This window comes from Rhizobium sp. FKY42, from assembly GCF_005222835.1.
Lineage (GTDB): Bacteria > Pseudomonadota > Alphaproteobacteria > Rhizobiales > Rhizobiaceae > Neorhizobium.
This window is the reverse complement of record NZ_STGA01000011.1, coordinates 52,597-66,725: the sequence shown is the minus strand read 5'-3', so window position 1 is coordinate 66,725 and position 14,129 is coordinate 52,597. Positions and strand designations below refer to the sequence as shown.

15 protein-coding genes are annotated in these 14,129 nt (G+C 58.4%); 3 read left to right on the top strand and 12 right to left on the bottom strand.

Features of this window, described 5'->3' with window-relative positions; genetic code table 11:
- Window positions 1-116: 116 nt before the first annotated feature.
- From E8M78_RS06360 to E8M78_RS06350, 3 genes are all read right to left on the bottom strand, one after another.
- On the bottom strand, window positions 117-377 hold the full coding sequence (locus tag E8M78_RS06360) for a porin (protein ID WP_137134275.1): 261 nt from the start codon (window positions 375-377) through the stop codon (window positions 117-119).
- Complete coding sequence (locus E8M78_RS06355; protein ID WP_137134274.1) at window positions 374-1,885, bottom strand: malonyl-CoA synthase; 1,512 nt, start codon at window positions 1,883-1,885, stop codon at window positions 374-376. Before E8M78_RS06355 ends, E8M78_RS06360 begins: the two co-directional genes overlap by 4 nt.
- 132 nt (window positions 1,886-2,017) lie before the next feature.
- Window positions 2,018-2,200, bottom strand: a complete 183-nt coding sequence (locus tag E8M78_RS06350; protein ID WP_137134273.1) for a hypothetical protein — start codon at window positions 2,198-2,200, stop codon at window positions 2,018-2,020.
- Between E8M78_RS06350 and E8M78_RS06345 the strand changes: the two genes are divergently transcribed.
- The gene (locus E8M78_RS06345; RefSeq protein WP_348640109.1) at window positions 2,176-2,493 is read left to right on the top strand and encodes an EAL domain-containing protein; all 318 of its coding nucleotides are present in this window, start codon (window positions 2,176-2,178) and stop codon (window positions 2,491-2,493) included. The genes E8M78_RS06350 and E8M78_RS06345 overlap by 25 nt on opposite strands.
- A gap of 49 nt (window positions 2,494-2,542) precedes the next feature.
- On the opposite strand, the gene E8M78_RS06340 is transcribed toward E8M78_RS06345, so the two are convergent.
- The 8 genes from E8M78_RS06340 to E8M78_RS06305 are packed head-to-tail and all read right to left on the bottom strand — an operon-like array spanning window position 2,543 to window position 10,075.
- Window positions 2,543-2,884 carry a cupin domain-containing protein gene (locus tag E8M78_RS06340; protein WP_137134271.1) on the bottom strand — a complete coding sequence of 114 codons (342 nt, stop codon included), beginning with the start codon at window positions 2,882-2,884 and terminating at the stop codon, window positions 2,543-2,545.
- Complete coding sequence (locus tag E8M78_RS06335; RefSeq protein WP_137134270.1) at window positions 2,877-3,545, bottom strand: isochorismatase family cysteine hydrolase; 669 nt, start codon at window positions 3,543-3,545, stop codon at window positions 2,877-2,879. Before E8M78_RS06335 ends, E8M78_RS06340 begins: the two co-directional genes overlap by 8 nt.
- Window positions 3,545-5,077, bottom strand: a complete 1,533-nt coding sequence (locus E8M78_RS06330; RefSeq protein WP_137134269.1) for an ABC transporter ATP-binding protein — start codon at window positions 5,075-5,077, stop codon at window positions 3,545-3,547. The genes E8M78_RS06335 and E8M78_RS06330 overlap by 1 nt, the downstream gene beginning before the upstream one ends.
- Before the next feature lie 31 nt (window positions 5,078-5,108).
- Window positions 5,109-5,810, bottom strand: coding sequence for an isochorismatase family cysteine hydrolase (locus tag E8M78_RS06325; RefSeq protein ID WP_137134268.1), 702 nt, complete (start codon window positions 5,808-5,810; stop codon window positions 5,109-5,111).
- Between the two features lie 10 nt (window positions 5,811-5,820).
- Window positions 5,821-6,837: a formamidase gene (locus E8M78_RS06320; RefSeq protein ID WP_137134267.1), complete on the bottom strand. Its 1,017-nt coding sequence runs from the start codon at window positions 6,835-6,837 to the stop codon at window positions 5,821-5,823.
- 21 nt (window positions 6,838-6,858) lie between these two features.
- Window positions 6,859-7,785: an ABC transporter permease gene (locus E8M78_RS06315; RefSeq protein WP_137134266.1), complete on the bottom strand. Its 927-nt coding sequence runs from the start codon at window positions 7,783-7,785 to the stop codon at window positions 6,859-6,861.
- Window positions 7,785-8,930, bottom strand: coding sequence for an ABC transporter permease (locus E8M78_RS06310; RefSeq protein WP_137134265.1), 1,146 nt, complete (start codon window positions 8,928-8,930; stop codon window positions 7,785-7,787). Before E8M78_RS06310 ends, E8M78_RS06315 begins: the two co-directional genes overlap by 1 nt.
- A 17-nt stretch (window positions 8,931-8,947) precedes the next feature.
- Window positions 8,948-10,075 (bottom strand): BMP family ABC transporter substrate-binding protein, encoded by a 1,128-nt coding sequence (locus E8M78_RS06305; RefSeq protein ID WP_137134264.1) that lies wholly within the window; start codon window positions 10,073-10,075, stop codon window positions 8,948-8,950.
- Between the two features lie 268 nt (window positions 10,076-10,343).
- Between E8M78_RS06305 and E8M78_RS06300 the strand changes: the two genes are divergently transcribed.
- Entirely contained in the window at window positions 10,344-11,033 is a 690-nt protein-coding gene (locus E8M78_RS06300; RefSeq protein ID WP_246658241.1) for a GntR family transcriptional regulator, read from the top strand.
- 293 nt (window positions 11,034-11,326) lie between these two features.
- Window positions 11,327-11,488 (top strand): hypothetical protein, encoded by a 162-nt coding sequence (locus E8M78_RS23245; RefSeq protein ID WP_170973341.1) that lies wholly within the window; start codon window positions 11,327-11,329, stop codon window positions 11,486-11,488.
- Here E8M78_RS23245 and E8M78_RS06295 read toward each other — a convergent pair.
- Window positions 11,472-14,129: a nitrate reductase gene (locus E8M78_RS06295; RefSeq protein ID WP_137134263.1), complete on the bottom strand. Its 2,658-nt coding sequence runs from the start codon at window positions 14,127-14,129 to the stop codon at window positions 11,472-11,474. The genes E8M78_RS23245 and E8M78_RS06295 overlap by 17 nt on opposite strands.

Sequence of the window (14,129 nt, the reverse complement as noted above, 5' to 3'; positions counted from 1 at the left end):
TCTCTCCACTACGATGTAGAACTCGTCCAGTCCTCCACCGTAGGTGGAGGTTTACTTTGATTGCAAAGAAACCCGGCGCGAGGCCGGGTTCCAGTCATAATGATCTGGAGGTCAGATCAGAATGCGCGCTGGAGGCGGACGAAACCGGTCCACTGTTCCTGCTGATTGTCGAAGTCCTGGTAGTTTACGGCAACCTTCGTGGAGAGGTTGGTTGCGAGCTGGTAGTCGAACGTCAGACCAGCCTTCCAGCCGTCACGGTTGCCTGTGAAGTCGCCAAAGCGGTTCTGGTCGAGCGTCCAGAAGTACTGTGCGCCGGGGGTGATCTTGAAGCGATCGGTAACCTTCACAGCGTATTCAGCTGCAACGGCCCGCTTCATTCCACGTACCGGTTTTTGTAGCGCTCGCGAAGGGCTGCCTTCTGGACTTTGCCCATGGTGTTGCGTGGCAGTTCGTCCAACAGAATGATATCCCGCGGCTGCTTAAAGCGAGCAAGGTTGGTCGATGCGGCCTCGGCAATGGCCTTCGTGTCGGGGCTCTGTCCGGGACGGGCAACGATGAAGGCCAGTACCGCCTCGCCAAAATCGGGATGGGGCACGCCGACCACCGCACTTTCCAGAACGCCAGTCTGCTCGTCGAGAAGCATCTCGATTTCCTTCGGATAGATGTTAAGCCCACCCGATATGATGAGGTCTTTGGCGCGGCCCACGATGTGGACATAGCCATCTTCATCCACACGACCGATATCGCCGGTAATGAAGAAGCCGTTTTCGCGCAGTTCCGCTTTCGTTTTTTCCGGCATGCCCCAATAACCCCGGAACACATTGGGGCCACGCACCTCGATCATCCCTGTCTCGCCTGCCGACAGAATGGTGCCACTTTCGGGGTCGGTAATCAGAAGTTCGACATCCGGTAGCGGGAAACCGACCGTTCCGGCACGCCGCTCCCCGTCATAGGGGTTGGAGACCGACATGTTCGTTTCCGTCATACCGTAGCGTTCGAGGATCCGGTGGCCAGTGCGCGCTTCGAATTCGAGATGCGTTTCAGCAAGAAGCGGCGCAGAACCCGAGATGAACAGCCGCATATGCGCAACGAGATCGCGAGTGAAAGCGGCAGCACCAAGAAGCCGGGTGTAGAAGGTCGGAACACCCATCAGCACACTTGCCTGCGGCAGCATGCGCATCATGGTGGCGAGATCGAATTTCGGAAGAAAGATCAGCGAAGCCTGTGCGATCAGCGTGACGTTGCAGGCCACGAACAGACCATGCGTGTGGAAGATCGGCAGCGCATGCAGTAGAACATCGCTGCTGTCGAAACGCCATAGATCAGCTAGCGTCCGCGCGTTCGAGAGGAGGTTGGAATGGCTGAGCATCGCGCCCTTCGACCGGCCCGTCGTTCCGGACGTATAAAGAAGCGCAGCCAGATCGCTGTCAGCCCGTTCGGCCACCCCAAACGTGGAGGATTGGCTTGCGGCGAGATCCGCGAGGGAGCCCCTCCCCTCGGCGTCGAGTGTCAGGACGGAGATGCCCGCTGCCGATCGCGCCTTAAGATCCGCAGCGATCTCAGGTCCACACACGACGGCACGCGCACCGCTGTCGGTGATGAAATAATCGAGTTCGCTCAGCGTGTAGGCTGTATTGAGCGGCAAGAAGACGATGCCCGCCATGACGCAGGCCGCGTAGAGGGCCAGTGCTTCGGGCGTCTTTTCCACCTGCACCGCCAGCCTGTCTCCCGGCACGAGACCCGCCGAGGCCAGTGCATTAGCCTGGCGTGCCGCCAGCGCATGAAAATCCCGGTAGCTGAGAGCTTGCCCGCCGGCATCCGTGAGGAAGGTTCGATCGCTGTCCCGGCCGGGGGCAAACAATGTATCGTACAGGGGATTAGGCATTTTGAAAAACCTCGACGGACTGAAATGACTGGGCAAGACTTTGCACCGGTGGTGATGCGGCGACCTGCTTCTGATTGGCGAAGCTTTCATGATTTTCTTCGAGCCGTGCAAGATCGTAAAGGTAGCTGGTCATCATCCCAAGGCTATTCTTCCTTCCACGTTGCGAGGCATCGGTCTGTGCATGCGCGGCATGATCCCGAGCACGTTGGCAAGCCGCATGACGATGCGATCGACACAGTTGAAATAGCCTGCAACGACGCCGAGCGTCCCGCCGATGGCGAGCACCACGATTGCGGTCGAAACGCCGACGGTCACCGAATTCCGGGCGCCAGTTGAAGATCGGCCAGTCCTTTGTGAAGCGGCTTTGCATGGCCCCCGCAAGCTTCGTCATCATCCAATCGGTGCTGTCCATGACGCATGGGCTGCACCTGAGAGCTACCGCCGAAGGCATCGAAACACGTCAGGAATGGGATATCCTGAAGGCTTTGGGCTGCCAGGAAGGGCAGAGTTATCTCTTTGGTCGGCCAATGCGGAAGGAGGATCTGGTCACGCTCACCATTTCGAACGATCTGCCGGAGCAGAGATTGGCCGGACAAAGCATGTCGTGACCAAAATTGCAGCGATCTGAGTTCAAGCGAAAACTAGCCGAGATAGAACCTAATTGAGGATCTGAACCGGTTTATCCCACTGGATCAGCACCACGCAGCCATCCTCGCTCCAGACCGAATGTTCGCTACCGGGAGCATTCACGATGAAGGAGCCCGTGCGATATCGGCCCGTCTCATCAGACTGGCTCCCCTCCAGCACGAGGATGGTTTCGAGCCCAACGTGAAGATGTCGCGGCACAGATGCGCCTGGCTCATACTTCAAGAGTGCGACACCAGGCGCCTCGCCCTCGAAACGCCTGATCCAATGGATGGTCACGCCATCCCGAAACGGCTCGAAAGGAAGCGACTGCCATTCACCGGCGTGAAAGCCTGTTCGAATTGTTTCAGCCATGGGTGAGCACCTTCAGAACATCATCAAGGGAAGCGGTCCATCCGACGATCCCGCCTTGTGCGCGGATCATGTCGAGGACTGCCTGCTTGAATTCGGGGAAGTAACTGGCTGTTGCTTCATCCACGAGCAGGCACTCGAAGCCGCGGTCATTGGCTTCGCGCATGGTGGTCTGCACGCAGACTTCGGTCGTTACGCCTGCAAAAATGAGGTGTGTGATGCCTTTTTCCGCCAGAACCTGCGAAAGACTGGTGGCATAGAACGCGCCCTTGCCCGGCTTTTCGATGACGATCTCGCCTGGCAGCGGCGCGAGTTCCGGCACGATTTCGGTGCCCGCTTCCCCGGCAATGAGAATGCGACCCATAGGCCCCGCATCGCCGATCCGCAAGGTTGGGTTCCCCCGGTTTCGCTTGGCGTCCGGCAAATCCGAAAGATCAGGCCTGTGACATTCCATGGTGTGAACAACGGTGAGGCCCGCTTTCCGGCAGCCTTCTATCAACCGTTTCACGTCGGGCACGATGACCGAAACACGACTGACATCATTGCCCAGCGTTTCGCCAAAACCGCCTGGTTCAATGAAATCCCGTTGCATGTCGATGACGATCAGCGCCGTGGACGCCGGTTGGAAACGGAAGTCGAAGGGAAGCGCCTTGATTGTGGGCATCAGCCGTGTCCTGCCATATGAGATCCGATGATGGAGATATCGGCACCGCGTGCCGGTGTCTCGTAGACGAGCCTGCCATCCGACATGACCAAAATGCGGTCCGACATTTCCAACAACTCGTCCAGATCTTCCGAGAACAACAGAACCGCAGTGCCACTGTTACGCGCTTTCATGATGCGGGCGCGAATTTCGGCTACCGCCGAGAAGTCTAGCCCGAAGCAAGGATTGGAAACGATCAGCAGATCCACGTCGCCCGTCAGTTCGCGCGCGAGAACCGCACGCTGAACATTGCCGCCGGACAAGGAGGCAATGGGTGAGGATGGCGAAGCGGTCTTGACCTTGAAGGCGGCAATCAGCGCATCGGCTTGTCGTCGCATGGCAGCACGGTCGAGAAAGAAACGCGGTTTCCCGGACTGTCCGATGTCGAAGCTGCGAAGTGAGAGATTTTCCATGACCGACATTTTCGGCGCGCAGGCGTTCTGTAGAGGCTCTTCGGGAATGAAACGAACACGAAACTGGCGCGATTGCTGGCGCGTGGCCTGATAGGGTTTTGCCTCTACCAGTATCTCTCCGGTTTCCGCCTTTCGTTGACCAGCAAGCGTTTCGGCAAGCTCCTTCTGGCCGTTGCCGGAAATTCCCGCGATACCGACAATCTCTCCCGCCTTGATGCCGAGTCCTTCCACCTCGATTGTCTTCAGGCCACTGCGGTCCTTCGCGCGCAGGCCCTTCAGTTCGAGAACGGTGCGGGCCTCGCTTTTGATCGGCAATCGGCTATCCAGCTCGGCAAGTTTGACATCGCCGATCATCATCGCCGCCATATCATGCGGGTTAAGCTCGGAAGTGCTGCCGCTGCCGATATGTTTGCCGCGTCTCAATACCGAGACCGCATCGGCGAACTTCATCACCTCGTGGAACTTATGGGAGATCATGAGAACGCTCAAATCCCCCCGTTCCGTCATTCCCCGCACGAGGCCCAGCATGTCATCCGCTTCGGCAGGCGTGAGAACGGAGGTCGGTTCATCCAGAATGAGGAAGCGGCGACCGAGATAGAGCTGGCGAATGATTTCCAGCTTCTGCTTTTCGCCTGCAGCCAGTTCCCGAACAGGCCGATCGAGCGGAATGCGAAAGGGCATGGTCTGGATGAAGGCATCCAACGCCTCCCTCTCCGCTTTCCAGGAGATGACGCCTGGAACATCGTTACGGCTGATGACCAGATTTTCCGCACCCGTCAGCGAAGGCACCAGCGTGAAATGCTGGTACACCATGCCAAGGCCGAGTGCTGCGGCATCCTTTGGTGAAGCAACCGAGACCTCGCGGTCTTCCACCATCAACTGGCCGCCTGTCTGGCGATAGAAGCCCATGATGCATTTGACGAGCGTAGATTTGCCCGCGCCGTTTTCACCCAACAGCGCGTGAAACGAACCGGCTTTTACCTTGATCGAAACATCATCCAGCGCCGTGAAGGAGCCGAAACGCATGGTCATGCCGACCGTTTCGAGCGAGAGTGCCTTAGCCGATGTGGTGCCTGTCATGGATATCGATCCTTCGTTGGCCGGAAATCAGTTATGGCAGCGCCTCGATCAACGCTTTGGAATTCGACACCGAGCCGAACACGCCGCCCTGCATCTTCACCATCTTGATTGCGGCCAGATGGTTGCCGTAATCGGTCGCGCCGCAGCAATCTTCCAGCAGCAGGCATTCAAAGCCGCGGTCATTCGCCTCGCGCATGGTGGTGTGCACGCAGACATCCGTGGTGATGCCGGTAAGGATGATGTTTTCGATGCGGCGCTGGTTGAGGATCAGCTCCAGATCCGTGGCGCAGAAGGAGCCCTTGCCCGGCTTGTCGATGATTGTTTCACCTTCGAGAGGCTTCAGCTCGTCGATAATGTCCCAGCCCGGTTCGCCACGCACGAGAATGCGCCCGCAGGGTCCGGCATCGCCAATGCCTGCATTGATGCGCTGTGAGCGCCAGCGCTTGTTGGCGGGCAGATCGGCCAGATCCGGCCTGTGGCCTTCGCGCGTATGGATTATGTGATACCCCTTCTCGCGCATGGCCGCCAGAACGGCCTTGATTGGCTCTATGGGAGCGCGCACCAGAGACAGATCGTAACCCATATGGTCGACATAACCGCCTGGACCGCAGAAATCCGTCTGCATGTCGATGATGATGAGCACTGTATTGTCTGGCCGCAGCTTGCCGTTATAGGGCCATGGATAGGGATCGGCGGAGACGAAGTTGGTGGCTGTGTTGGTCAGCGTATCCATGACGATATCCCTATTCGGCTGCTGTTTTGGTGATTTCGCCAAAGCGGCGTGTGGGCTTTTCGAACCCGCATGAAGTTCCGTCCGTCACCTTCACGCCGTCTTCCCAAGGCAGGCGATAGCGACCGGCGGCCAGATCGTGCATGTAGGTATAGGGGCAATCCTGCGCGCCACCGGCAACCGCCACATAGCCGCGGTGACCGAACTGATATATGTTGTTTTCGACACCCCAGCCGAGCCTTGCTTCGCGCACCAGATCGGGGCGAACTTCTGCGGTGATGATTTCATCCGGCCGTCCGCTTGTGCCATGGGCAATGATGGAACCATCGAAATTGCAGATCATGCCTTCGCCCATGCTGTCGAAGGTGCCGTCAGAGCCGGACATGCAGACATTGGCCGTGACCATGAGATTGCAGAAGGCATTGGACTGGTTGGTGAAGCGCCAGGACTCGCGGATGGGCGCCGTGTAGCCTGCAGTACGGATCATGATTTCCGCACCCTTGTAGGCACATTCGCGGGCCATTTCCGGGAACATGCCGTCATGGCAGATGATGAGCGCGATCTTCGCACCCTTTGGTCCCGTGATGACCGGTATGCCTGTATCTCCCGGCTCCCATGGCTCGACCGGAACCCACGGGTGCATCTTGCGATAATAGAGTTTCAGTTCACCCTGATCATTGATGATGATACCGGAATTATAAGGCATACCGCCGGGGTTCAGCTCCATAATGGAGAAGCAGCCCCAGATGCTGTGCTCCTTGCAGGCGGCCTTGAACGCCCTCACCTCCGGCCCATCCAGCGTGCACATGATCTCGGGATTGATGTCCATCGATAGTCCATGGAGCGCATATTCCGGGAAGATCACGAGATCCATGCCCGGCTGGTTGCGCCGCGCCTTGCCCACCAGTTCGACGATACGCTGCGTTTGGCGCGCCAAATCCTGTTTCGTGACGGTGACGGGCAGTTGCAACTGCACCAATCCGATACCGATACCCTGTTCCGATTTATTCAAACCGCCCAAGCCGTTCATGGCAGATCTCCAGTCACATGTTCATTTGGTCAGCGAAAGTTCCTCCGGCGCACCGGAAAGGCGCGTCGTCGGCGAAGACGTCATGATGAGAATGATCAGCGTCAGCACATAAGGTGCCGCATAGAAGAGGTAGTAGCCCTGCGTGACCCCGACGGACTGAAGTGCTGGGCCAAGCGCACCCGCCCCGCCGAAAAGCAGCGAGGCAAACAGGCAGCCCTTGGGGTTCCAGCGGGCGAAGATGACGAGCGCAACGGCCATCAGTCCTTGGCCAGACGAAATGCGTTCGTTCCATGAGCCGGGATAGAACAGCGAGAGATAGGCACCGCCGATCGCCGCCAGCGCCCCGCCCGCAGCCGTTGCCAATAGGCGCACCGTGTTCGGGTTGATGCCCATGGCGCGCGCGGCATCGGAGCTATCGCCTACCACACGCAGAATGAGGCCGATGCGGGTATTCTTAAGCATCCAGGCGATCGCGAAGGTTAGGATCAGCCCGACGATGAACAGCACATTGATGGTGAGTGCCGCCTGCACCTGCGGCAGGGAAGACCAGTTGCCCAGCGGAATGGACGGTAGCTTTGGCGCGACCGGCTGAATGAAAGGTTTGCCGAGGAAGAAGGCCAGACCAAGCCCGAACTGCATCATGGCGATGCCGATGGCGATATCGTTCACCTTCGGAAACTTGCAGATAAAGCCATGCAGCAAGCCGAACACGGCACCGGCGCACATGGCTGCCAGTACACCAAGCCACGCCGATTGCGTGAGAACGGCCACTGCATAGGCAGACATGGCTCCAAAGACCAGCGTGCCTTCAAGGCCGAGGTTGATGCGGCCGGAACGTTCCGTCAGCGTTTCACCAAGGCTGACGAAAATGAACGGGGTGGATACGCGGATGGCACCGGCCAGAATGGCAAGCGGCACGCCCCAGAGCCCAAGCGCTGTCTCTTCCATCACTGGCCATCCTTTCCGAGGCGGGTGATCTGCCACATTTCCGGGTTAAAGAGCTTGAAGCGCCCGTACAGCGTCTCAAAAAACAGAACGCTGATGAACAGCGTGCCTTGCAACACGAGAACCGTTGCATCCGGCAGGCCCATGCGGCGCTGGATGAGGCCGCCAGCCGCCGCCACACCGCCGAGCAAAATGGAAACCGGGATAATGGCGAGCGGATTGTGGCGCGCCAGAAAGGCAACGAGAATGCCGGTGTAACCGTAACCGGCGATGATGGAGCCATTGGCGCTGCCCTGCACCGCTGCAACTTCGATCATCCCTGCCAGACCCGCAAAGGCACCGGCGAGAAAAGTAAAGCCGACGATGAGCTTGCCGACGGGCAAGCCCTGAATTTGAGCGGCCCGGAGATTGCCCCCGGAAACGCGAGCGGCAAAGCCGATGGTGGTTCGCTCGATCAACACCCAGGCGAGCAGGCAGCAGATGATGCCAATGGCGAAACCCCAGTGGACATCCATGCCCCAGATCTTCCCGAACATGGCATCTGCTGGCAGCGGAAAGGTGGAAGGTTTGTTAAGGCTGGCCGGATCGCGCAGGACGCCTTCGATCAGATGGTTCATCACCGCAATGCCGATATAGGTGAGCAGAAGCGACGAGATCGTTTCGTTAACACCTCGGTAGTGCTTCAAGGCTCCGGCGAAGGCGATCCAAAGACCGCCAACCACGGCACCGGAAGCACCCATTGCAATCCAGAGCGGCCAGCCGTGCGAAACAGAGAGCATGGGCACGGCAATTGCAGCGGCGCCAAGTCCGCCCAAGGCAAGCGCGCCCTCCCCACCGATGACGGTAAGCCCGAGGCGTGCGGGAAGTGCAACGCATAGAGCTGTCAGCAACAAGGGCGCCGCGCGGCTGAACGCATTTTGCAGCGAGAACCAGGTGCCGAAACCTCCCGCATAGATGAGCTGCACGAACTGAACGGGAGACTTGCCCAGCGCCAGCAGGAAGAGGCTAAAGAGTCCCATACCCGCCAGAATGGCGAGAAAGGTGATGGCAACCGGCTCCAGCCTGCGCGCGAGTTCTTCCTGAACGCGCAATAGCGTGAACCTGCGGGTGGCGGAAGCCACGGAGGATATGTCGATCTCGGCAGCCATGACTTCCGCTCCTTCAATCAGGCGACGGAGCCGATGACGCCTTCAACCAGATAGTTCATGCTTTCGAGTTCGATGGCCTGCTCCGTATAGTCCTTGCCTGCGGGTACGACGACATTGCCCTTGTTATCCTTCAGGCCACCCTTGAAGACGGCAAAGTTACCGCCCAGCATGGTTTTCTGCGTCGCTTCGAACTTTGTTCGAGCATCGGCGGAGACTGCCTTGCCGAGCGGGCTCATCTTGACGAAGCCGTCTTTCAGGCCACCGCGCACGAAATTGCCGATTGGCTTGCCTGCCTGCATTGTCTTGATGAAGTCGGTATAGACATTTCCCCAGGCCCATTCGGCACCGGTCAGGTATTTGTCACCGGCCAGAGCCGACTGATTGGCGTGATAGCCGCAGACGAAAGCGCCGCGGCCGGCGGCAGTCTGGGCGACGACCTTCGGGCTATCGACGTGGCAGGTAATGACGTCGGCGCCCTGATCGATGAGAGCGTTGGTGGCTTCCGCTTCCTTCACGGCAAGCGACCACTCGCCCGTAAAGATCACCTGGCAGGTGATGGACGGATCGACAGAGCGGGCACCGAGCAGGAAGGCGTTGATGTTCTGGAGAACCTGCGGAATCGGCTTGGCCGCCACAAAGCCGATCTTTTTGCTCTTCGAGGCGTAACCGGCGGTGATGCCGTTCAAATATTGACCCTGGTGGATGTAGCCGAAATAGGAGCCGACATTCGCCGGATGCTTTTCCTTCGTCCAGAGACCGCCGCAATGGCGAAACTGCGCATCGGGATACTTCTTCGCCATCGCCAGAACATGGGGATCAAAGTAACCGAACGAAGTCGGGAACAGCAGTTTCGCGCCATCAAGGTTTATCATCGATTCCATGGTCTTCTGGACATCCACGGTTTCCGGCACGTTTTCCTCTTCAACGAGCGTGACGCCTTCGATGGATTTCAGGGCGGCTGCACCTTCAGCATGCGCCTGGTTATAGCCGTAATCATCCTTAGGTCCGACGTAGATGAATCCGATTGTCAACGGCGTCGCGGCAAAAGCAGAGGAGGAAAGCAGACCCGGCGTGGCTGCTGCTGCGGCACCCGCCAATGTCGTCTGGAGAAAATGTCTGCGAGATATTGAAGGCAACTTGGTCATTGGTCGTTCCCCTTTTTCAATCCGGCTTCTGCCGGCTCTGAGAAAGTGTATGCAATCCCTATGCCAGCCTGAAACAGCCGCTAAGGCGTGATCAATTCAGTCAATGCCTCGGGATCAATGCGCAAACTGTATGCACTTCTGTTTGTTTTGCTGCGTTTTGAGGCAGAGACTAGATTTGAACAAAAATTCTGCACTTGCTTGGCCCGTTACACATAGTGGCGTTCCACTTTTGCCGAATCTCCGCTAAGCTCAGATAAGTGCATGCAGCTTGGATAAGGTCATCGATATCGTGAGGGAACTGGTCAGAACAGGTGACACGGTCGAGCAGTTGGTGCGCGCGATCTCCGACCTCATTATCAGTGGTGATCTTCAGCCCGGCGCGAAGCTTGACGAAGGTGGGCTAGCCGGACGCTTCCAGGTCTCTCGAACGCCCGTTCGGGAAGCACTTAGGCAGCTCTGCGCCATGGGGTTAGTGGAGCGCCCGCCCAACCGCAGCGCTGTCGTGACCAATGTTTCCGGTGATTTTCTGAGCTCAATGTTCGAGGCCATGGCTGAACTGGAGGCAATCTGCGCCAGACTTTCCGCAGAAAGAATGACGGCACAGGAGCGCGAAGAGTTGGAACGTCTCCATCGCGAAAGCTTCGACATCGTCAAAGCTGGAGCATCGGAGGACTACGCGGCCTTTAACACCGAGTTTCATAACAGGCTGTACTCCGGCGCTCACAATGCGCATATTCAGGAAACAGTGCTCCAGACCAGGGCACGTCTTGCACCCTTTCGTCGCGCACAGTTTCGCCTGGAGGGCAGACTGCAGCACTCCTGGGATGAGCATGACGGGATCGTCAGAGCTATCCTGAACCGCGATGGCGCAGCTGCTTCTTGCGCGGCCTATTCCCATGTGTCGATTGTTGGTGATGCGAGCAGGACTTTTGCTTCCAGCACAGCAACGCGCACCTGATGCCACCTGCCCCGCTCCGAAGCAAACATTTCAGCAATCTCTGAAGTTTAAAAAATCTCTTCTGCCTAAGCGATGGGCAACATGCTATCGCAGCGCATCGTTCCCGGTTGCGCAGAAATTCCAGGCATGTCGCTTTTTCACAAACTCAATCCGGCCATCGTGCCGACCAGTCCTCGTGAAAAGCTTCGCGCATCGCTGGGTGCGATGACCGGCATCCTTGCGACCGGATTGGTCAGCACAATCGCCCTCCAGTCCGATGCAAGCGTTCCATTGCTGGTCGCACCGAGTCCGCCGTGTTGCTTTTCGCAGCACCCGCCAGCCCTCTCGACAAGGAACGGCATCTGCCGGTCGTAGATGCAGACCGCAAGCTTGCCAGTATCGTCAGCCAGTCAAACCTGCTAACCGCCTTGTTTCAGAGCGAACTGGATCGAATGGCCATCACTCGGCGGCGATGACCTGACGCTCCGTGATGATCCGCCGGATATCGGGGCGGCAGGAACCGCAATTCGTTCCCGCTTTCAGCAGTTCGCCAATAGCAGCAACGGTGTCGCAACCGGTTCGTGCTGCTGTCGCAATTTCGTTGAGCCCGACATTGAAGCAGGAGCAGATGATGGCGCCCTTGTCCGGCTGGTCGACAGGCGGTCGACCAGCGATTATGGCAATGCGCGATTTCCTGTCATGTGTCTCCATCAACTGGCTGATTGCCCATTGACGTGACACAGCAACCGGACAAGACGCCACGAAGAGCGCGGCCAGCAACTGCTCTCCGGCGAACGCGGCCATGCGCACGGCGCCGGTCGGCTCGTCAGACAGTCCGACGATGTCTACGCTTTCGGGAAGCCGAAGTGATCTTACGAACCATGACTGCCAGCCTTCCCTTGGGGGATGACCAGCAAGTTCCAATCGATACCCGCCATCACACGGCGCGATAGTCCAGTAGTCGAAATCGAGCTCGAGAGGCTTTTCACGGCAGATCAGGAAGGCATGACAGGATGCCTCGACCCTTTTCAGTGTAATGGCAGCGTTCTTCAGTGCGGGCTGGCCGGAAATCGGATCGCGCTCATTGGAGACCAAGGCATCGACGCGCGCACGAGCTGCATTATTGTCGTTCCAGTGCATGGGGACGAAGACCGAGCCCGGAACCTGTCTGTCCGTAATCAGCGCACGGACGATGCATCTGGCACCCGTGGTCCCTGTCAGTTCCACCAGATCTGCATCCTCCAGACCAAATTGCCGGGCATCGGAGGGGCTGATTTCCGCAAATGGCTCCGCCATATGGGATGAAAGCCGCGCACTTTTGCCGGTACGTGTCATGGTATGCCACTGATCCCGAATACGCCCGGTATTCAAGATGAGTGGAAAGCCCGCCGGAGGACGATGGTCGAGCTTTGCCTGCACCGGCACAAAGCGTGCCCGGCCATCCGGGTGGTAGAACCGCCCATTCGCGAAGAAGCGGGTCACGTCAGGTTCGGAGCCTGCTGCCTGGGGCCACTGGAAAGGCTCGAGTGCGTCGTAATCCTGCCACTCCAGCGTTGCGTAAGCACCGATATCGAAATCGCGATCGCCGTTGTTTTCAAAGGCTGAAAGCTCTGCATGTTCCCGGAAGATGTCGCTGGCGTTCTGATAGGCAAATCCGGCACCGAACCCCATCCGCCGGGCCACTTGCGCCATCTGCCACCAGTCGGCTCTCGCTTCACCGGGGGAGGCCAGAAACGGGCGCTGGCGCGAGATGCGACGCTCCGAATTGGTAACCGTTCCGCTTTTCTCACCCCATCCGGCGGAAGGAAGCAGAACGTGGGCAAGTCTTGCTGTATCTGTATTTTCCTGCATGTCCGACACCACCACAAACGGGCAGGCTTCGATGGCCGCTTTGACGAAATCGGCATTCGGCATGGAGACGACAGGATTGGTGGACATGATCCACAGCGCCTTGATCTTGCCCGCTGCTACGGCCTCGAACATGTCGACGGCCTTCAGGCCCGGTTTTGAAGCGATGGCCGGCGATGCCCAGAACCGCTGGACACGATCACGATCTGCATCACTTGCGATGTCCATATGCGCGGCGAGCATATTGGAAAGACCGCCGACTTCGCGTCCACCCATCGCATTGGGCTGCCCGGTCAGGGAAAATGGGCCCGATCCCGGCTTGCCGATCCTGCCTGTGGCAAGATGGCAATTGATGATGGCATTGACCTTATCGGTGCCGCTAGCGGATTGGTTCACGCCTTGGCTGTAGCAAGTGACGACCCGTTCCGTGCTTGCAAACCACTGGAAGAACAGTCGCAATTGCAGGGTGGATATGCCTGTTGATTCCGCAAGCTCGGCCATGCTGGTGTGCTGACACGCCATCAGTGCGTCGGCAAAGCCGGTTGTGTGTTGCGCCACATAGGCTTCATCCACATGGCCCTCCTGCGCCAGATGATGAAGCAGACCGTTAAACAGGGCCACATCCGCCTGGCCACGCACTGCCAGGTGAAGATCCGCAATGTCACAGGTGGCGGTTCTGCGCGGATCGATGACCACCACCTTCATATGCGGGCGGTTTGCCTTTGCAGCCGCAAGGCGCTGATAAAGCACCGGATGGCACCAGGCCGTGTTCGACCCGACCAGTACCACGAGGTCGGCAAGCTCCAGATCTTCATAAGTTCCAGGAACTGTATCGGACCCGAACGCACGCTTATGGCCTGCCACGGAGGAGGCCATGCACAGGCGAGAATTGGTATCGATATTGGCAGAGCCGATGAACCCCTTCATCAGCTTGTTGGCAACGTAGTAATCCTCGGTCAGAAGCTGACCGGAGAGATAGAAGGCCACCGAATCCGGGCCATGGTCGCGAATGGCGGAAGAGAACCTTTCCGCCACCAGATCCAGTGCATCATCCCAGCTGGCGCGCTTGCCATTGACCCTTGGCACCAAAGCGCGCCCGTCAAGATCCAGCGTTTCCGCCAGTGCCGAGCCCTTGGAACAGAGCCTACCAAAGTTTGCAGGATGATCGGGATCGCCCTTCACGCTCACCCGACCGTCATCCTCGACCTTGGCGATGACGCCGCAGCCGACGCCGCAATAGGGACAGGCGGTCCGCGTTTCAGTGCCCAT

Excerpts from the sequence above, each read along its gene's own strand:
- E8M78_RS06360 (WP_137134275.1), bottom strand. The coding sequence starts at position 377 with ATGAAGCGGGCCGTTGCAGCTGAATACGCTGTGAAGGTTACCGATCGC.
- E8M78_RS06355 (WP_137134274.1), bottom strand. The coding sequence starts at position 1,885 with ATGCCTAATCCCCTGTACGATACATTGTTTGCCCCCGGCCGGGACAGC.
- E8M78_RS06340 (WP_137134271.1), bottom strand. The coding sequence starts at position 2,884 with ATGGCTGAAACAATTCGAACAGGCTTTCACGCCGGTGAATGGCAGTCG.
- E8M78_RS06335 (WP_137134270.1), bottom strand. The coding sequence starts at position 3,545 with ATGCCCACAATCAAGGCGCTTCCCTTCGACTTCCGTTTCCAACCGGCG.
- E8M78_RS06330 (WP_137134269.1), bottom strand. The coding sequence starts at position 5,077 with ATGACAGGCACCACATCGGCTAAGGCACTCTCGCTCGAAACGGTCGGC.
- E8M78_RS06325 (WP_137134268.1), bottom strand. The coding sequence starts at position 5,810 with ATGGATACGCTGACCAACACAGCCACCAACTTCGTCTCCGCCGATCCC.
- E8M78_RS06320 (WP_137134267.1), bottom strand. The coding sequence starts at position 6,837 with ATGAACGGCTTGGGCGGTTTGAATAAATCGGAACAGGGTATCGGTATC.
- E8M78_RS06315 (WP_137134266.1), bottom strand. The coding sequence starts at position 7,785 with ATGGAAGAGACAGCGCTTGGGCTCTGGGGCGTGCCGCTTGCCATTCTG.
- E8M78_RS06310 (WP_137134265.1), bottom strand. The coding sequence starts at position 8,930 with ATGGCTGCCGAGATCGACATATCCTCCGTGGCTTCCGCCACCCGCAGG.
- E8M78_RS06305 (WP_137134264.1), bottom strand. The coding sequence starts at position 10,075 with ATGACCAAGTTGCCTTCAATATCTCGCAGACATTTTCTCCAGACGACA.
- E8M78_RS06295 (WP_137134263.1), bottom strand. The coding sequence starts at position 14,129 with ATGGGCACTGAAACGCGGACCGCCTGTCCCTATTGCGGCGTCGGCTGC.